The sequence below is a fragment of the Futiania mangrovi genome, from assembly GCF_024158125.1.
Lineage (GTDB): Bacteria > Pseudomonadota > Alphaproteobacteria > Futianiales > Futianiaceae > Futiania > Futiania mangrovi.
Genome location: NZ_JAMZFT010000001.1, coordinates 786,202 through 803,292, shown reverse-complemented (window position 1 = coordinate 803,292; position 17,091 = coordinate 786,202). Strand labels below are relative to the sequence as shown.

At 65.6% G+C, this 17,091-nt stretch carries 16 protein-coding genes; 11 read left to right on the top strand and 5 right to left on the bottom strand.

What is annotated here, in order from left to right; translation table 11 throughout:
• The first annotated feature begins 49 nt into the window (after positions 1-49).
• The 4 genes from NJQ99_RS03940 to NJQ99_RS03925 all read left to right on the top strand — a co-directional run bounded on the left by NJQ99_RS03940 (position 50) and on the right by NJQ99_RS03925 (position 3,577).
• Positions 50-727 carry a hypothetical protein gene (locus NJQ99_RS03940; RefSeq protein WP_269331491.1) on the top strand — a complete coding sequence of 226 codons (678 nt, stop codon included), beginning with the start codon at positions 50-52 and terminating at the stop codon, positions 725-727.
• A gap of 75 nt (positions 728-802) precedes the next feature.
• Entirely contained in the window at positions 803-2,071 is a 1,269-nt protein-coding gene (locus NJQ99_RS03935) for a glycosyltransferase (protein WP_269331490.1), read from the top strand.
• On the top strand, positions 2,068-2,952 hold the full coding sequence (locus tag NJQ99_RS03930; protein WP_269331489.1) for a hypothetical protein: 885 nt from the start codon (positions 2,068-2,070) through the stop codon (positions 2,950-2,952). Before NJQ99_RS03935 ends, NJQ99_RS03930 begins: the two co-directional genes overlap by 4 nt.
• A 1-nt stretch (position 2,953) precedes the next feature.
• Positions 2,954-3,577, top strand: coding sequence for a hypothetical protein (locus NJQ99_RS03925; RefSeq protein ID WP_269331488.1), 624 nt, complete (start codon positions 2,954-2,956; stop codon positions 3,575-3,577).
• A 268-nt stretch (positions 3,578-3,845) separates the two neighbouring features.
• Here the strand turns inward: NJQ99_RS03925 and NJQ99_RS03920 are convergent, their stop codons facing one another.
• The 3 genes from NJQ99_RS03920 to NJQ99_RS03910 all read right to left on the bottom strand — a co-directional run bounded on the left by NJQ99_RS03920 (position 3,846) and on the right by NJQ99_RS03910 (position 6,882).
• The gene (locus NJQ99_RS03920) at positions 3,846-5,231 is read right to left on the bottom strand and encodes a hypothetical protein (RefSeq protein WP_269331487.1); all 1,386 of its coding nucleotides are present in this window, start codon (positions 5,229-5,231) and stop codon (positions 3,846-3,848) included.
• A gap of 95 nt (positions 5,232-5,326) precedes the next feature.
• Complete coding sequence (locus NJQ99_RS03915) at positions 5,327-6,583, bottom strand: trypsin-like serine peptidase (RefSeq protein WP_269331486.1); 1,257 nt, start codon at positions 6,581-6,583, stop codon at positions 5,327-5,329.
• The gene (locus tag NJQ99_RS03910) at positions 6,574-6,882 is read right to left on the bottom strand and encodes a hypothetical protein (RefSeq protein ID WP_269331485.1); all 309 of its coding nucleotides are present in this window, start codon (positions 6,880-6,882) and stop codon (positions 6,574-6,576) included. Before NJQ99_RS03910 ends, NJQ99_RS03915 begins: the two co-directional genes overlap by 10 nt.
• Positions 6,883-7,526: 644 nt before the next feature.
• On the opposite strand from NJQ99_RS03910, the gene NJQ99_RS03905 reads away from it, so the two are divergent.
• Positions 7,527-9,302, top strand: a complete 1,776-nt coding sequence (locus NJQ99_RS03905) for an adenylate/guanylate cyclase domain-containing protein (RefSeq protein ID WP_269331484.1) — start codon at positions 7,527-7,529, stop codon at positions 9,300-9,302.
• Positions 9,303-9,319: 17 nt separating this feature from the next.
• On the opposite strand, the gene NJQ99_RS03900 is transcribed toward NJQ99_RS03905, so the two are convergent.
• On the bottom strand, positions 9,320-9,724 hold the full coding sequence (locus tag NJQ99_RS03900) for an HIT family protein (RefSeq protein WP_269331483.1): 405 nt from the start codon (positions 9,722-9,724) through the stop codon (positions 9,320-9,322).
• A 150-nt stretch (positions 9,725-9,874) separates the two neighbouring features.
• Here NJQ99_RS03900 and NJQ99_RS03895 point away from each other — a divergent pair, with 150 nt between their 5' ends.
• The 6 genes from NJQ99_RS03895 to NJQ99_RS03870 all read left to right on the top strand — a co-directional run bounded on the left by NJQ99_RS03895 (position 9,875) and on the right by NJQ99_RS03870 (position 14,883).
• A complete protein-coding gene (locus NJQ99_RS03895; protein WP_269331482.1) occupies positions 9,875-10,588 on the top strand; it encodes a helix-turn-helix transcriptional regulator in 714 nt (237 codons plus the stop codon).
• 107 nt (positions 10,589-10,695) lie between these two features.
• Positions 10,696-11,622, top strand: coding sequence for a ketopantoate reductase family protein (locus tag NJQ99_RS03890; RefSeq protein WP_269331481.1), 927 nt, complete (start codon positions 10,696-10,698; stop codon positions 11,620-11,622).
• A 499-nt stretch (positions 11,623-12,121) separates the two neighbouring features.
• Positions 12,122-12,748: a TetR/AcrR family transcriptional regulator gene (locus NJQ99_RS03885; protein ID WP_269331480.1), complete on the top strand. Its 627-nt coding sequence runs from the start codon at positions 12,122-12,124 to the stop codon at positions 12,746-12,748.
• Entirely contained in the window at positions 12,745-13,266 is a 522-nt protein-coding gene (locus NJQ99_RS03880; RefSeq protein ID WP_269331479.1) for a redoxin domain-containing protein, read from the top strand. Before NJQ99_RS03885 ends, NJQ99_RS03880 begins: the two co-directional genes overlap by 4 nt.
• Before the next feature lie 257 nt (positions 13,267-13,523).
• Positions 13,524-14,132, top strand: a complete 609-nt coding sequence (locus NJQ99_RS03875) for a glutathione S-transferase family protein (protein WP_269331478.1) — start codon at positions 13,524-13,526, stop codon at positions 14,130-14,132.
• 28 nt (positions 14,133-14,160) lie between these two features.
• Positions 14,161-14,883: an SDR family oxidoreductase gene (locus tag NJQ99_RS03870; RefSeq protein WP_269331477.1), complete on the top strand. Its 723-nt coding sequence runs from the start codon at positions 14,161-14,163 to the stop codon at positions 14,881-14,883.
• Positions 14,884-15,334: 451 nt separating this feature from the next.
• Here NJQ99_RS03870 and NJQ99_RS03865 read toward each other — a convergent pair whose 3' ends face one another.
• Positions 15,335-17,080 carry an adenylate/guanylate cyclase domain-containing protein gene (locus tag NJQ99_RS03865; RefSeq protein WP_269331476.1) on the bottom strand — a complete coding sequence of 582 codons (1,746 nt, stop codon included), beginning with the start codon at positions 17,078-17,080 and terminating at the stop codon, positions 15,335-15,337.
• Positions 17,081-17,091: the final 11 nt, after the last annotated feature.

Genomic DNA, 17,091 nt, shown 5'->3' with positions numbered 1-17,091 from the left:
CGAACAGTCCTGGCAAACAGATGTCACCTCCTATATTGGTGGCGCGAGCGTGTCGGAAGGCTTCGACGACCGCCTGTATGGCGGCATCCAGGCCAATACCTACCTGGGCAAGCTGGGCCTGCACGGCGAGGTTGCAGGTGCGCTGCGCGAGGAGGACGCTGCCTATGGCGCGGCAGGTCTCTCCTATGCCCTGACGCCGGAGATCCGCGCCAAGGCGATGGTCGGCACCAGCACATCGAACGACTCGATCTATCCGCAGTTCCTGGCGCACGGCTCGCTTGAGATCACGGCGGCGACGGGCCTCGTCCTCCGGCCCGCGGTCACCTATCGCGACTATCGCAACGACGTCGAGGAGACGACGGTCGGCGCGGACCTGACAAAGTATTTCAGTCCCTTCGCGGACGGCGGCTACCTCGTCGGCCAGGTGAAGGGCAATGTGAGCTTCGTCTCCCCCGGCAGCAACACGGGCTGGGAGACGGGTGCGGCTCTCACCTATGTGACGCGGGACGGCCACTCCGCCGGGGCGGAGGTGTTCGGCGGCACCATGGCCTACGACAACACCGTGGGCCTGAGCAGCGTGAGCATCGAGAACGACTTCTTCGGCGTGCGTCCGAAGGTGGGTTACCGGCTGTCCGACGCGACCGAACTGTTCGTGCAGGGCGAGTTCATCGATACCGACGCCTACGACGTGATCGGCGGCCTTGCAGGCATCAAGGTCACCTACTGAAGCCAACCGCCACGGCGGCCTGCCAGAGTGCGGGCCGCCACTCCAGCCTGAAAAACAGGAAATGGCGTCCCGCAGATGGCCGCGAACCTCCTCTTTGCTTCGATCGTTGCGGTGTCGGGGCTGACATTCGTGCTGTCGGCGTTCTTCCTGCTGCGGCAACTGTTCCTGACGTTCCACGTCCTGCGGAACCCGCGCCCGTCGGTCTATCGGGCTGCAGCCCTCAGCCACTGGCCGACGGTGACCGTGATCGTGCCCTGCCACAACGAGGAGCAGGTGGTCGGCAATTGCATCGAACGGCTGACCCGGCTCGATTATCCCGAAGGCCGGCTGGAGATCGTCGTCATCAACGACCGCTCGCAGGACCGGACCGGAGAGATCGCCGACGCATGGGCCCGGCGCGACCCGCGCATCCGCGTTGTCCATCGCGGAGACGACGCGCGGCCGGGCAAGCCTGCAGCGCTGCGCGACGTGATTCCGACAGTCGAGAGCGAGGCGATCGTCTTCTTCGACGCGGACTACCTGCCGTTCCCCGGCATCGTGAAGCAGCTTGTCGCACCGCTGATCGACCCGCAGGTCGGCGCCACCATGGGCCGCGTCGTCCCGTGCAATACGAACGCGAGCCTGCTCACGCGCCTCATCGACCTGGAGCGGCGGGCGGGATACGGGATCGACCAGCACGGCCGGTCCATGCTGGGGCTTCTGCCGCAGTTCGGCGGCACGGTCGGCGCCGTGCGGCGCAGCGCGCTGGAGGAGATCGGCGGCTGGCAGGCCGAGGCGCTGGCCGAGGACACCGACCTCACCTACCGGCTGTTCATCGCGGGCTACACGGTCGAATACCTAAACCACGCGACCTGCTACGAGGAGGCGCCGGAGACCTGGGAGGTCCGTTTCCGGCAGGTGCGCCGCTGGGCCTATGGACACAACCAGTGCTTCGCCCGGCACGTGATGCGCGTGCTGAAGGCGCCCGGGCGGCCGCTGTGGAAGCGGCTCGACGCGGCGCTGGTGCTGATGTTCTACCTGCTGCCCCCGTTGGCGCTCGCCTCGCTGGCATGCGGGCTCGTCTATCCGTTGCTGTTCGCCTACCCGCCCGTGAACCTGACGGTGCTTTCCGCGATGTCGTTCTTCATCGGGTTCGGGAACTTCGCGCCCTATTTCCAGATCATGGCAGCGGCCAGGCTTGACGGACAGCCGGCTGCGGCGGGCCTCGTCCCCCTGCTCTTCCTTTCTTCCACCATCAGCATGCTGGCGGCTGCCTCGGCAGTTGCACTCGCGGTCTACAACACGGTGACCCGGACCCGCCAGCGGTGGGACAAGACCCAACGGTACCGGAGTGCGGCCTCATGACCCCCCTGGCGGAAACGGCCATCGTGCCCTTCCTTCTGATCGCGCTGAGCGCGGTGGTGTGCGCCTACGCAGCGATCCGGCAGTCCGACGAGGGACAACTCCACCTCACTCCGATGCCCCGGATCGGCGACATCGGCATGCACGCCCGCCTCAACGAGACGCTGGTCGCGCGCGCACCGGACGACACAGGGGCCAATTCCGGCGCCCTCCTCCTTCGGGTCTCGTCCCTCGATCTGCCGGAAGGACCGGAGCCGCTCTTCTCTGCACAGGGCGACGTCATGCTGGCACTCGCCGGCGACAGCGCGCCGCTCTCCATTGCCTCGATGCACGACCTGGTGCTGACGGGAGCGGTCGTATCGAGCTACCTGAGCGCCCACCGTATCGACCTGACCTCGGGGGGCGCGATACGGGCGGACGTCATCGTGGCGCGCGCGGCCTTGAGCGTGGATGCGCCCCGGTTCGCCGGGGGGGCGCTCGTCTCCGGCGGAACCCTGAGACTGCACGCTGCCCAGGCACGGGCGCGGCAGATCGAGGCGGACCGCCTCAGCATCCGTCCATGGGGCTGGGCAGAGGTGCCCGCACCGGAGGGCTGGCAGGTCGAGGACGGCATCATCCGGATCGCGGGCGACCTCGTGATCCGGCGGCCGTCTGTCTTTCGTGCGCCGGTGATCGTCGGGGGCGCGCTGCGGGTTTGTGCGCACGTACGGTTCGAGGGCGACGTGATCGCGAAATCGGCCTTCCTCGCCGAGGCGCCGATCGACCTGGGACGGGACGGCGTGCCGGCCAACCTGGTCGCCCGCGAGCAGGTGCTGCGTGCGCCGGTGCATGGGTCCGGCGGCCTGATGGCCGAGACCGCGATTCGCGTCGGGGGGATCGCCTGACATGAAACCGGCTGCCCGCCTGGCCATGCTTCTGCTCCTGATCGCGCTTCTGCTCGCCGCGCATCAGGCGATGGCGCCGCGGCTGCTGTCCCTGGCGGGTGCGGCAGCGTGCGTGCGCGAGGGCCTCTCCGTCGCTTGCGCCTTCCCGGACAAGGCTCCCGCGCAGGAGGTCTCGCTTGCCCTGCTTGCAGGCGCGTTGACTGCCTTCGCGTTGGCGGGCCGTGTCCTTCCATCCGGAATCGTGACACCTTTCGTGCTTCTGCTGTCATTCCTGCTCGCGATGTGCGCCGGTATCGACGCGCTCGCCGAGACCCCGGCGCGCAACCTTGCAGGGGTGTTCTCGCACACCCTGAACGTCGTCACGCTTGCCGTCGCCGGAAGCCTGGCGGGGCTTGCGTTCCTGTTTCGCCCGCCGCTGCACCGGATGGCACTCGTTGCGATACCGTCCTTCTTCCTATCCAGCGGGCTGCTATCCTCGTTCCTGCTCGTGCGCGACCTGATGCCGGGGGCGGCAGGACTGCTGCTGCTGTTCCTCCTTTATGCCTTCGGTGGTTTCGTGCTGCACCTTATGCTGGCAGCGGGGCTGCTGGCGGGAGCCGCCGAAGCATCCCGGCCCGCACGCTGACGCGGGCCCGCCCAGGCGTTACGGCGGCGTTGTCAGACGAATGAACCGAGAATGCCCCTTGGGGCCTTGGCGCCTGGCTTGGGGGCATCAATTAACTGATCTGCCGAAAGAATTGGCTTCCGCAGCGCTGCTGAAACCACCCTGTCACCCGGTGATAGGGTATCAAATTAGCTTCCTCTGACACCGCCCAGCCATGTTCTCCCCCTCTCACCCCACATTTACCGGCATTGGTTGCTCTGCCGGCGGCCCCGGACCGTTCCCGTACCTGCTACTGTGCGGCGCCGGCCTTGCCTTCCGCTTGCCGGGCGAGGCTGATCAATTGCTGCGTCCGCACATCCGGCGCCTCTATCCGGCCGACATGCTCCAGCGCCGCTACGCGGTCCCCCTTCAACCAGAATTCGAAGGCGACCATTCCATGCGCGTAGTCCAGCCAGAGACCATCGAGACGTGACAGGGCCGTGCGCATGACATCCGCGTTGCCGTCCCTCGCCGCTGCGACCGCGACCATGCGCATGGCGCGTCGCTGCGGTTCGTAGACCGAGATCTTGCGTCCCTTGGACTGAAGTCGCGCGCTTACCGCCTCGACGTCCTGTGCGGCTTTTTGGACGGTTGCGAGGTCGGGAAGCGCTGCCGCAGCCTCTGCGAACGCCAAAAGTCCCTCGAGCTTGGCATCGCCGTCCGAAGCGTCGAAGATCGCAGGCATCGCCTGCTCAAGCCCGGCGCGTGCTTCCTCCTCCGGGATCGCCTCGGCAAGAGCAGCGAGGATCTTGAGATCCGCGACAGCCTTGTCCAGCTTGCCGGAGACCGGGGCGACGAGCTCTCTCGCTTGGCCGGTGAACGCCTCGACGTCCTCGCCGCGCCGGTCGACGTAAGCCTCCTGGGCTTTCTCCACGAAGAACCTGGCGAGCGCGATGCGCGCCTTTGCGGCATCGTGGGTGGAGATCGCGAGGTCGGCGATCAGCGCCTCGGCGCGTTCCGCCTGGCCGGCGGCTGCCATGTCCCGGACAAGCCAGGGCAGGAACTGGCCGACATAACGCGGGTTCATCGCCTTTAGCGCTGCTATCGCACCGTCCATCATCTCCTCGCCGGCAGTGTCGCCGGCCCGCACCATCTCGGCCCCGATGACGAAGCGTGTCTCCTCATAGGCATAGCCGGCCTCGCTGAACTTCGTGCGAGACAAGCCCGGAAGCGGCTTGAGGGTGATCGTTTCTGCGAGGCGCCGTGCGTCCTGCGGGCTCCGACCGGCGATCTTCTGGAGGATGGACCCTAGGGGCCCCAAGTCGCCCCTGTACCGTTCGGCGATAATCGTCGCAGCCCGGTCGTGATTGCCCATCTCCGAGACGATCGACGCAGCCGTCGCGATCAACTGGCTGCTGCGCCAATTGTCCGGGTTCCGGTCGGCGACGGCCAGCGCCTCTTCTGCCAGCCTCAGAAGGGATTGCCCTCCTCCCTGCTCCCTCACCCGCGCAATCTCGATCGCAATGCCGGCGCGCTGGACGGGTTCGATTTCGGGCAACAATGCCTCAGCCGACGCGAGCAGGCACGTGCTGGCTTCTCCTGCGGCTGCGCAGTCACCCGGCTGACGTCCTTCTGCCGGTTGCACCGCTGCGAACATCAGACCGGACAGAAACAAAGCGAATGTCAGTGTCTTCATGAAGCACTCCACTTCAGGGCGTCAGGAGTGAAACCGTCCCGGCAGACCGGGCTGCACCCGGCGGCTACGGAAGCATGACCGCCGCCGTGATGGGGTCAACTGCCCCGGATACCAGCAAGCTTGCTGTTCACTGCATCCTGAAATTGCCTGGTTCTGGGACCACCGCCACCCGCATCCTCGTATTTGAAAGCGTTCAGAGCCACGATGTAGTGGTGCTTCCTGTCGCCTTGTGTGAGGAGGATAGGTGTTCCCGAACTGCCCGGCGCCGTGGCGCAGCTGTGATGAAGAATCGGCGACCCGCCCTTCAGGGTGCCCAGACAATCCCAATGAACGGTCAGGAAGCGGCCATCATTTAGATCGCCCGAATGGCCGGCAATGAAGATCCTGTGCGCCTCGCTGCGGGAGAGGTCGGCCGTGCCGAACCAACCTCGGCCGGCAGGATGCCTGTCCAACTCCAGAAGGGCCCAGTCGTTTGAATAGTCGCCATCGTAACGCACGCGCCAGGAAGCTCCGTCATTCAGCGTGACATCGACGACCCGGACACGGTCCGGCAAGTAAAGCCCTTCGAACAAGATGTGGATGTCTCTTGTGCTGGCGGGCCAGCGCCCTGCCCTAACCGACCTGCTTTGGCGGGGGTAGGACGTGACGCAATGTGCGTTCGTCAAGGCAAGAGCAGGCCCGACGAGACTTGCGGTGCACGTCCCTTCGGGACTCACAAGCCGACCGATATTGGTCAGCGGGTCATATGCAGGCATGAGGGTAATCCGGATACCGTCCGGGTCGATGCCCGTTTGCTCGACGACCCGCGCAGAGAGCCCCTCGGGGAGGTTTGCGGCCAGGGTCTTGTTGGCCGCATAAAGCGATGGCTGGAAGACGTCTCCGCCTCGGAGGCCCGAATCGTATGCCGCCCCGGCAGCCATCAGCGCGCTACCGAATGCCTCCCAGATGCGGGCCGAAGATACCTTGTCGCGGAACCGCGCTTCCCGTTGGTTCTCGAAATTCCGGATTCCATCGAAGACATTTCGATAGGCGATTTCTGCAGCCTGCGTGTCACCTGATGCCAACATCGCCCAAGCGACAAGAGCGTCGGCTTGAAAGGCCGAATAGGCGAAATTTCCATCTTCCCCTGCGGTGCTTCCTTGCACCGGCAAGGTATTCTTCGCGGCACGGGCTGCCGCGATCGCGCCATCCCAGTCTTGCGAGCGAACGTCCCGCGCGGCGTTCTCCATCGATGCCTGAAAGTTGCGCTGGGACATGACCAGCTCGGGCGAAACGGTCGCCCCGCAACCGGCAAGCGTGAGCGCCACGCCGAACCAGGCCACTGGAAGGAAAGGCCATCCTCTCATCGGCATTCTCCGCTGAGCACCTTGAGGAAGGAGTCCTCGATCGGGATCGGATTGGTGAACACGATGCTCAGCCGGGACAGGTCGGGGGAGAGCGTGAGTGTGATCGATCCGGAATAGGAAAAGCCGGCTCCGGTCATGAAGCTGTAGCTGTGCTCACCCTTCGCCTGTCGGCCCGTCGGGTCGATATTCGCCCGAAACTCCATGCGATAGAGGTTCTGGGCGAGGCTGTCGTCGAACTGGGACATGACGCCGGACAATTGGCGGCCATCGACCCGGATCACCGCAGTCCCGAGGCCTGTCGTCACCCATCGGCCCGCAAAATAGCAGGCCAAGTCTGACTGGACGCCTATGCCCCCAAACTGCGGCTGGATGCGCGGAGGCGTCTCCGACGCAGCAGAACCCGCACCCGCAAGTGAGAACAGGCAGGCAAAAAGGAACGGCAATGTCCGAAAATCGCAAAAGGATATCTGGGAGAGCGCTTTAAGAGAATGGATAACTCCCATCGCTTACCCCCTCTTTTGGCGCGCATAGACCAGTTTGCGGCGCCGGAGGCCGCGATCTCTTTAAAAATTGAGCCATTAGCCAAGAATCATGTCAACCCATGAGCCGCGCGAAGACAGTCTCGAGTGCTCGGAAAGTGCGACGCTAGATTTGACCATGTGGCCCAGGCCCGACCTTCATGACCAACGTATACTTAGGCGATCACCGACCTCGCGATGAGGCTTGGGCGACGTCCTGAAATACAGGAAGGGGCTGGGCATCCACCGAGGCTAGGGATGCCGCCCGGCAGGCTCAACGCTTTTCCTCTGACAGCATCGTCACGATCAGAACGAGAAAGGGGCTGGGTGCAGTATGTCCCTGAGGATATGATCTGATCGATAGACACCAAACCTCAAGCGGCAGAGGATCTTGTGCTCAGGTCTGCCGCCGTCCTGCACGGTACCAAGACATGGAAAGACGCCTTGCGGCGATCCTGTGCGCGGATATCGTCGGATTCAGTCGACTTGTCGCACGTGACGAGGTTGGCACCGTACGCCTTGTCCTGCGATTGACTGATGACGTGCTGAAACCACTGATTGCGCGTTACCGCGGACGGCTCTTCAAGACAATGGGGGACGGCTTTCTCGTCGAGTTCGGTAGCGCGATCAATGCGGTCGCGTGCGCCCAGGCATGGCAAACCCGGGGGTTGATGCCCGAAACGCCAAAGCCGCTGTCCTTCAGGATCGGCCTGCACGTGGGAGACGTGCTGGTCGAGGGGGAGGATCTGCTGGGAGATGGCGTGAACGTAGCGGCTCGACTTGAATCGATTGCCCCGGCGGGCGGTATCGCCGTTTCGGGCGACTTTGCCTCTCAGATCCGCGGGAAGTCGGATATCCATTTGACCTCGCTCGGGATACGGGAGCTGAAGAACATCGAGCGGCCGGTCGAGGTGTGGGTTTCTGCGTTCTCCGACACTGATCTTGCGGGCGAGGGGGGACCTACAGACCCCGTACATGCTCCGCCCCCTGCAGTAGACCGCCGCGAGGGCGCTTCCGTTGCTGTCCTGCCCTTCGCAACGCGCTCCCCTGACCCCGCAGACAGGTATCTGGGCGAAGGCATCGCGGACCAGCTTGTCACGACGCTCGGTCAGGTCCCCTGGTTCTTCGTGACTTCGGAGACCGCCTCCTTCGCGGAGACGCTGCGGGGTCTCGCCCCCTCGGAGATCGGTCGAAAGCTTGGCGTGCGGTATCTGGTGGACGGGAACTTGCAAAAGGCCGGTCCCCGTCTGCGCGTGACGGTCCGCCTCGTGGAAGCGGCAACGGGACGTCAGATCTGGTCCGAGCGCTTCGCCGGTTCTCTTGAGGAAATCTTCGACCTTCAGGACAACATCGCGCGCAGCGTCATCGGCCAGGTCGAGCCAAGGTTGCGTCGGGTCGAAATACAGCGTAGCGCGGCGAGACACGGCACGCCGACGGCCTATGATTTCTACCTGCAGGCCCAACCGCTGATCCGCAGCATGACGCCAGCGGACCACGAGCGCGCCTTCGCTTTGCTGGAGGCCGCCTTGCGCTGCAATCCTGAGCATGCAGCAGCCCATGGACTCGTCGCATGGCTGATGACGCTACGCCTGCCCCAGGGGCAGGGCGTCGATCACGAGGCAGGTATACACCATGCAGAGCGTGCCATCGCTGCGGGGCCACACGACAGCGAGGCGCTGTCGACGGGCGGCTACGCTCTCGGTTTCCTGCGGCGTGATCCGGATCTTGGGCTCGCGCACTTGCGGGACGCGTTGGCACTCAATCCGAATGCCGCGCGCATCCATGACTTTGCAGGCTGGCTGCAACTCTACGCAGGCCGCCCGGGAGAGGCCCTGGACCATTTCGAGCAATCGATGGAGCTGAGCCCCATCGATGAATTCGCGTTCCGCGCGCTAACCGGTCTTGCCTTTTCCCAGCTTGGTCTCGGACGTCCCGCCGAAGCTGTGGAACATGCCAAGCGCGCCCGGTCTGCCAATCCGAACTTTACGGTGTGTCACCGCGTCCTGGCGCCGGCATTGATTGCGGTGGGCGACCAGCACGCAGCCGAAGACGTCGTGGCAGATTTGCGCGCTCGTCACCCGGCACTCACAGTTGCCCGCTTTGCCGAGGAAACGCGCTTCCGGGATCCAGACTTCCGGCTGCTCCTGTTTGCGGGACTGGCGCAGGCGGGGCTACCCACAGACGGATGGACACCCCCTAGGGGGTAGCCTGCGGTGCAATCACCTCACGCCTGGACCCGAAGCCGCGCCGCAAGCGTACGCAATTGGTCCAGATCCGGGTTCTTGCGCGGCCATCCAAGCGTCACGCCATCGTCCTCGTGCCGTGGCAGCACGTGCAGGTGGACATGGGGGACCGTCTGCCAGCCCGCCGGCCTGTTCGCCTGCAGGATCGTGATACCCGAAGGCGTGAATGCCTCGTCGACGGCGCGCGCAATCCGATGGGCTGCGCGGAACAGAGCCGCAGCCTCCTCCTCGGTCATGTCGAGGATCGTTTCCGCCGGGCGTTTGAGTGCGACGACCACGTGCCCGGGATTGACCTGCCCGGCATCCATGAATGCAAAGACCTCGCTGTCCTCGAAGACCTTCGCGCAGGGAACTTCGCCTGCGATCAATTTCTCGAATACGGTCATCCGCCCCTCCCTATACCGCCTTTCCACAGCATTTTCGACGCATGCATCGGTGCCAATCTGTCAAAATTCGCTAATATGGCGTCGGAGGGACTGGGGATGCGGGGATCGGACCTGCTCGATGCGCTGGGACCTGCGGACACGCAGGCGGGGTTGTTCTCGCGCCTCGCGGCGGTTCTGGGCCTTCCTGACAATGCGGATCTCTTCTATGCGTTCGGCGCCCCCACGATGGAGGGGCCCGGCGACGCAAACGCGCCAAGGGCGTCCTTGGTTCTTCACGGCCCCCGCGCCGGCCGCTGGTGGCAGGGTTATGTGGCGCGGCCGGAACTGCGGGGCCGTGACCCGGTCCGTGCCGCCATCCGACGATCGATTGCACCGGTATCGTGGGAGGCGCTTGTCCCTGGTCGCGATTTCTCTCACGGCGATGCACTGACGTGGACCCATTTGCGCGAGGAAGGCATATCGAGAGCGATTTCGGTTCCGCTCCACGATCCGGTCGATGGCCGCTACGGCGCCCTGAGCGTCATCGGGTTCGGCAGCCCGGACGAATTTTCCGAGTGGGCGGCCCTGGTCCGGGACCACCTCGCGCCTGCGGCCTATCTCTTCCACCATGCGGCGTGGCGAAGGGCGGGCGGCGCCGTGCCGCCGGAACCGCGCAAGCCCCTGTCGCGCCGCGAGCGGGAATGCCTGACCCTGGTTGCGCGGGGCATGTCGAGCAAGCAGATCGGCCGCCAGCTCGGCATCGCGCCCAGAACGGTCGACCTCCATGTGTCCCGCGCTGCCCGCCGGCTCGGCGCGGCGAACCGGATCGAGGCTGCGTGCCATGCCCTGCTGCGGCAGGAAATCACAGCCGAGGCGGAGGTCTGACCATCCCGCTCTGTTCCCGATCCGGGGAGCGCGGAAAGCAGGGTTGGAAGGGGTGCGCGCGACGGCGCGGGTCCGGGAAGTGGCGCATCTACCAGGAGGAGAGCGGCATGAGAATCGCGGTAATGGGGGCGGGGGCGCTCGGCGGCTATTTCGGCGGACGCCTCCAGGCAAGCGGCGCCGATGTGACCTTTATCGCCCGGGGGGCACATCTGGAGGCCATGCAGCGCAATGGGCTGCGCATCGAAAGCCCGCTCGGCGACCTGCACCTCGCGAAGGTCATGGCGACGGGAGACCCGGCCGAGGTCGGGCCCGTCGACATCGTGCTGTTTCTCGTCAAGCTTCAGGACACCCGGACGGCGGCGCGCGCGATCGCGCCCCTGATCGGGCCGTCGACCGGAGTTCTCTCGCTGCAGAACGGTGTCGAGGCGTGGACGTGGATCGGCGAGGACGTGGGGGCCGAGCACGTGATCGGCGGTACCGCACTTATCCCCGCCGACGTGCGGGAGCCGGGCGTGGTCCGCCATTCCGCGCCCTTCGCAAAGCTGACGTTTGGTGAGTTCGGGGGGGCTCAAACCGACCGCTGTACCAAGCTGCTCGGGCTTCTTGAGGCAGCAGGAATCGAGGCGACGCTGGTCTCCGATATCGAGGTGAAAATCTGGGAGAAGTTCGTCGCCCTGAGTGCCTTCAGCGCGCTGACCACGTTGACCCGGCTGCCCATCGGGCCGGTCCGGTCCAACCCGGAGTGCCGGGAATTGCTCCGCCGGGCCATCGAGGAAACGCTCGCCGTCGGGCAAAAGGCGTGCCCGGGCCTGTCAGGGATGCTCGGCCAGGGCGTGCTAGACTTCTTCGACAACGCGCCGCCCGGCATGCGCTCGTCCATGCTCGACGACCTGAACAGGGGTAAGCCGATCGAGGTCGAGTATCTGAGCGGGGCCGTGGCCCGGCTCGCGCCCACGTTCGGTCTGAGCGCACCGACCCACGACATGGTCGCGCGCGCGCTGGCGCCTTTCAGGTCGGGTCCGCCGGAGGTCTAGGCCGCCACCCTCCCCGGTCAGACGCAGCCTGCGGCGCGCGCACGTTGCGCGCTTGCGCCCGACGTCCCTACCCTGCCCGCCCGCGATGTCCTGCGCCCGGCAAGGCCCCCGCCTTCAAACGATGCGAACGAAGAAAACCGGGCGGGCGGAGGGACCATGATCACGGACCGCGCATTCCCTGGCAAGGTGCGGGGGAGTGGTTTGGTTGCTTGGCGAGACGCCACGAACTCTTGAGCAGCGACGTTGCCTCCGGACAGCCACCATTCCGACCGGAAGTGTTCCTCCCGCCAGCGCAGCCGCAACACGCCTACCACGGCCGAGATGGCCAAAGGCTTAGTCAATGCAGAGCCAACAGGCGATGAGGCCTATTGGCTGAAACGAGAAACACTTATGCGAGCCAAGCCATCGCTTGCATCGTTAATTCTATTTTGTATCATTCGGTATAAAACAAGCTCGCACCTAAGAACACGCGGGCGCGGCAGCGGATGCGGCGGAACCCATGGGACGTCCGAGAGCTTTCGACGAGGATGTAGCACTTGACGCGGCGGTGAGCCGCTTCTGGTCGCACGGCTACGCGGGCACCACAGTGCGCGACCTGGAGGCGGCGATGGGGCTGGGGTCCGCCAGCTTCTACAACGCCTTCGGGGACAAGCAGGCGCTCTTCGCCCGGTGCCTGCAGCGCTATCTCGACGGTACGATGCGGGCGCGGATGGCGGACTGCGAGGACCGCGCGCCGCTGGACGCGATTTCCGACTTCCTCTTCGGCATCGTCGAGCGGTCGCTGGAGGATCGCCGCGGCTGCCTGCTGGTCAACACCGCGATCGAGCTTGCCCCGCACGAGGCGGCGTTTGCTGGGACGGTCGCGCAATGGCTGCGGGAGCTCGAGGCGTTCTTCGCCCGGTGCATCCGCCGCGGACAGGCGGACGGCAGCATCGGTCCGCAACGCGACGCAGACGATCTCGCACGGCTGCTCGTCTCGACTGTCCTGGGCCTGCGCGTGATGGCGCGCGGCTCCCCGGACCGGGCCCTGCTTGAGGGCGTTGCCCGGCAGGCGCTTTCGCTGCTGCCGCCCGGCGCCCAGGACACCTGCAATCCACGATCCCGATCGAACGGAGACACCCCATGACGCAGGCATCGAAGCTCGCGGCCGGCACGGCCTTTCCAGACATCCGCATTCCGAAACTCGGCGGCGGCGACCTTTCGCCCGCGGGCATGGAGGGCTGGCGGCTGCTCGTCGTCTACCGCGGCAGGCACTGCCCGCTGTGCAAGGGGTATCTGAAGACCCTCGACGAGCTGATGGACGACTTCGCCGCGGCGGGCGTCGCGGTGATGGCCGTCTCCGCCGACCCGGCCGACCGGGCCGAGGCGGACCGGGCCGAGCACGGCTGGCGCTTCCCCATTGGCCACGATCTGTCGGAGGCGCAGATGCACGACCTCGGCCTCTATGTCAGCGATCCGCGCAGCCCGCAGGAGACCGACCGGCCGTTTGCCGAGCCGGGCGTGTTCCTGATCAATCCCGAGGGGCGGCTGCAGGTCGTCGACATCTCGAACGCGCCCTTCGCACGGCCCGATCTCGCGGGCCTGCTGCGGGGCGCCAAGCTGATCCAGGAGCGGCAGTATCCCATCCGCGGCACGAGGAGCTGAACCCATGCTGACCGGCATCCGCGCCTGCGTGTTCGACGCCTATGGCATGGGCCTGGATCAGGGTGATGCTGTATTGCCTGGTTGCGCTCTTCGCGGAGCGACCGCCATGCCGACCCAGGTCGAGCTGTATCCTGTCAGCACGAACGGTGAGATGCGATATCCTTTCACATCGCGACCACGAGTTCACGTCAGGTGGTCGCCCTGTCACCTCTTCAGGCCTCCGCAATCTCCGCAACCGCAACTTCTGAGGAAACGCCATGAAGCTTTACGATCTCAAGGCCGGCCTGAACCCCCGCCGGGTCCGAATCTTCCTCGCGGAGAAGGGCATCGACATCCCCATTGTCCCTATCGACATGGCCGCGGGCGAAAATGCGACGCCGGAGTTTCTCAAGCTCAATCCGCTCGGCAAACTGCCGGTGCTCGTCCTCGATGACGGGACGGTGCTCACGGAATCCGTGGCGATCTGCCGGTACCTGGAATCTCTCCATCCCGAACCGCCGCTCTTCGGGCGCACCCCGTTGGAGCAGGCGCAGGTCGAGATGTGGAACCGGCGCATGGAGCACGAGATCCTGGTCCACGTGACGAACATGTTCCGCCACACCCATCCCTTCTGGATCGGGCGGCAGACGCAGTTCAAGGACTTCGGCGAATGGAGCCGGAACATCCTGCTCGACCGCATGCGGTGGCTCGACGGCGAGCTTGCGGAGCGGGAGTTCGTGGCGGGCGACACCTATACGGTGGCCGACATCACCGCGCAGTGCGCGCTCCTCGTCGCCAAGGCCTGCAAGGTACCGATCCCGGAGGATATGCCGAACCTCGCCGCGTGGTGGTCGCGTGTCACGTCCCGGCCGAGCGCCCGGGCCTGATGCCCCCGTGCAGGGAGAGCGCCGCACCATGTCCGACGTCTGTCTGATTGTCGGTGCCGGCGACGGCACCGGCGCCGCCGTCGCCCACCGGTTTGCGCGCGAAGGCTTCACGATCTGCGCTGCCCGGCGGAACGGCGATAAGCTGCTCCCCCTGATCGACGGCCTGAAGGCGCAGGGCCATGCCGCGCACGGTCATGCGCTCGACGCGCGCGACGAGGAACAGGTGGTCCGGCTGTTCGCGGAGATCGAGGGGAGTATCGGGCCGGTCGGGGTCTGCGTCTTCAACGTCGGCGGCAATGTGCGCATCCCGATCCGGGAGATGACCCGCGAGAAGTATTTCAAGGTATGGGAGATGAGCGCGCTCGCGGGTTTCCTGGTTTGCAGGGAGGCGGCGCGGGTCATGGTCCCGCGCGGCCGGGGCACGATCCTGATGACCGGGGCGACCGCCAGCATGCGGGGCGGGTCCGGTTTCGCCGCCTTTGCCGGGGCCAAGCACGCCCTGCGCGCTCTCGCGCAGTCCATGGCGCGGGAACTGGGGCCCGAGGGCATCCATGTCGCCCACCTGGTCGTCGACGGCGGTATCGACAGCGAGGCCGCGCACGTGCGCCAGCCCGACCGGTACGCGCGCCACGGCAGGGCTGCGTTCATCGATCCGGAGGCGATCGCCGAGGCTTACTGGCACCTGCACTGCCAGCCGCGGACCGCCTGGACCCACGAGATGGATATCCGGCCAGCAATCGAGACGTGGTGAACCGCGAAAGCGCGCAAGGCTATTCGCCGGCCGCCTGCCGCGCGAGGCTCCCGAACAGGGCGTCAAGCTCTGCGGCGAGGGTTCCGACGAAGGCTGCCTGGGTATGGTATCCAAGCGAGGAATGGTCTGCCCTCTGAAAAGTGGTCCTCCCTGAAGTAGGCTTTCGAGCCAGTTTGGAAGACGAGGGACTGCCCCAGAAGAAGCAAAAGCCGGAAGAGGTCGCGGGCCTGCTCTCGCAACTTTGGATCAAGGCTGTGCTCTGAATCGAACCGTGCAAGTCCTCCGCCTTCAACCGATGGCGAGCAAATGAAGCCACCGGGCAGACCGCTGCAGGGCCAGCGACCATGCGCGCCACGTCAACAGGCCGGGCATAGGACCGAAGCGCGATCAGTCGATGCTCAATTCAATCATTGCATCCACAAGGCCCCGACACATGACTTCTCCGCCCGAACTACTGCGGCATCCCCGCCGCTCGCATCGCGGCGGCAACACGCTCGAAGCCGATCGCGTTGGCCAAAAGAAACCGTTCTTGCAGGTTCCCGATGCAGGTGTCCGGGGCAATCTCCATGATGTTTCCGATCGCCTCACGTGCCTCTTCCACCCGGCCAACTTCCACCAGGCAAAGCGCGAGCGCCGTCAATGCCGGCGTGAAGATCGGGTTGGCATCTACCGCACGCCGGGCATGCACGAGACCTGCATTCGGCTCTCCAGCAGCGAGCTTGGCAACGGCCAGCGCGCCCTCGGCAATGTGGCGCATCGGATCGTAAGGGCTCAAGCGCAAGGCCCTTACCGCATGCGCCGCGCTCTCCTCCCGCCGGCCGAGGATCGCCTCGACCACCGCGCGGACGATGAAGGCGACGGCGGAATTCGGGTTCAATTCGACCGCCCGCTCCAACATCGCCAATGCCTTGTCGTGAAGGCCGTTCAACGCACTCAGCGCCATGGCCGCGAACGCAAGTGACGTGGCATCTTCGGTTTGTGCCCTGGCCACCGCATCGGCATGCCGCAACGCCGCCTCGCGATCAGCCGTGTCCCGACCGCCCCAGAGATATCGCTGCTGCCTGCAGAATGCCGCAACGCCGTGCGCCTCCGCATAGCCGGGATCCAGCTTTATTGCTTCATCCAGCAAGCGCAGAGCTTCGGCCCGTGCGTCTGGCGAGAAGCGAAAGGAATAATCGAGCGCTCTGAGATAGAGATCATAGGCGTCAAGATTGTCCTGGCGCTTGCGCTTGGCGCGCTGGATCTCCGCCTGCCGCACCGAAGGTTCGATCGCCGCGACCACCCCCGCGGTGATCCGGTCCTGCAGATCGAAGATGTCATCGAGGGCTCCGGTGAACCGCTCCGCCCAAAGCTGCGCGCCACTCTCGGCTTCGACGAGCTGAGCAATGATGCGCACTTGGGGGCCAGCCTTGCGGACGCTGCCTTCAACAACGTAACGCACGGAGAGATCGCGGCTGACCTCCTGTACGCTCGGCGACCTCCCCTTGTAGATGAAGGTCGAACTACGTGCGATCACCGTCAACCAGCGCATACGCCCGAGGCTCGTGATGATTTCGTCCACAACGCCGTCGGCGAAATAGTCCTGTTCGGGGTCGCCACTGACATTGGCAAACGGGACCACCGCGATCGATGGCCCCTGCCGCGGCCCCGGCGAGGTTGCGCCCTGCCTGTCCGGGGCAGCGGACACGCTCACTGCCTTCCACACGCGCAACGGCCGTTCGATATTCTTCAACGCCTGCTCGCCCAGATCCTCGAAATGCAGCGGAACCCGTCCGCCGACGAGATCGTGGACCGAGGCTGAAACGCAGATGCCACCTGCTTCGGCGATCCCCTCGAGCCGGGCGGCAATGTTCACGCCGTCGCCCTGCAGGTCATCTCCATCGACCACGACATCGCCCAGGTTGACCCCGATCCGGAGCCTGATCCGCCGCGCTTCATCGACGCCCTTCTGATGCTCGGTGAGCGCGTCCTGAACCTCGGACGCCGCGCAGACGGCTTCGACGACGCTGGGAAACTCGGCCAGGATCCCATCGCCCATAAGCTTGAAGATGCGTCCGCCGCGCGCGGCGATTGCGGGACCGACGATCTCGTCCCGCAGGGACCGCAGGACGGCCAGTGTTCCCTCCTCATCAACGCGCACGAGGCGTGAGTATCCGACCACATCGGCGGCGAGGATCGTGGTCAGTCTCCGCGGCATGCGCTCAGCAT

Excerpts from the sequence above, each read along its gene's own strand:
- NJQ99_RS03935 (WP_269331490.1), top strand. The coding sequence starts at position 803 with ATGGCCGCGAACCTCCTCTTTGCTTCGATCGTTGCGGTGTCGGGGCTG.
- NJQ99_RS03865 (WP_269331476.1), bottom strand. The coding sequence starts at position 17,080 with ATGCCGCGGAGACTGACCACGATCCTCGCCGCCGATGTGGTCGGATAC.
- NJQ99_RS03915 (WP_269331486.1), bottom strand. The coding sequence starts at position 6,583 with ATGCCGATGAGAGGATGGCCTTTCCTTCCAGTGGCCTGGTTCGGCGTG.
- NJQ99_RS03925 (WP_269331488.1), top strand. The coding sequence starts at position 2,954 with ATGAAACCGGCTGCCCGCCTGGCCATGCTTCTGCTCCTGATCGCGCTT.
- NJQ99_RS03930 (WP_269331489.1), top strand. The coding sequence starts at position 2,068 with ATGACCCCCCTGGCGGAAACGGCCATCGTGCCCTTCCTTCTGATCGCG.
- NJQ99_RS03875 (WP_269331478.1), top strand. The coding sequence starts at position 13,524 with ATGAAGCTTTACGATCTCAAGGCCGGCCTGAACCCCCGCCGGGTCCGA.
- NJQ99_RS03885 (WP_269331480.1), top strand. The coding sequence starts at position 12,122 with ATGGGACGTCCGAGAGCTTTCGACGAGGATGTAGCACTTGACGCGGCG.
- NJQ99_RS03890 (WP_269331481.1), top strand. The coding sequence starts at position 10,696 with ATGAGAATCGCGGTAATGGGGGCGGGGGCGCTCGGCGGCTATTTCGGC.
- NJQ99_RS03870 (WP_269331477.1), top strand. The coding sequence starts at position 14,161 with ATGTCCGACGTCTGTCTGATTGTCGGTGCCGGCGACGGCACCGGCGCC.
- NJQ99_RS03900 (WP_269331483.1), bottom strand. The coding sequence starts at position 9,724 with ATGACCGTATTCGAGAAATTGATCGCAGGCGAAGTTCCCTGCGCGAAG.
- NJQ99_RS03920 (WP_269331487.1), bottom strand. The coding sequence starts at position 5,231 with ATGAAGACACTGACATTCGCTTTGTTTCTGTCCGGTCTGATGTTCGCA.
- NJQ99_RS03905 (WP_269331484.1), top strand. The coding sequence starts at position 7,527 with ATGGAAAGACGCCTTGCGGCGATCCTGTGCGCGGATATCGTCGGATTC.
- NJQ99_RS03880 (WP_269331479.1), top strand. The coding sequence starts at position 12,745 with ATGACGCAGGCATCGAAGCTCGCGGCCGGCACGGCCTTTCCAGACATC.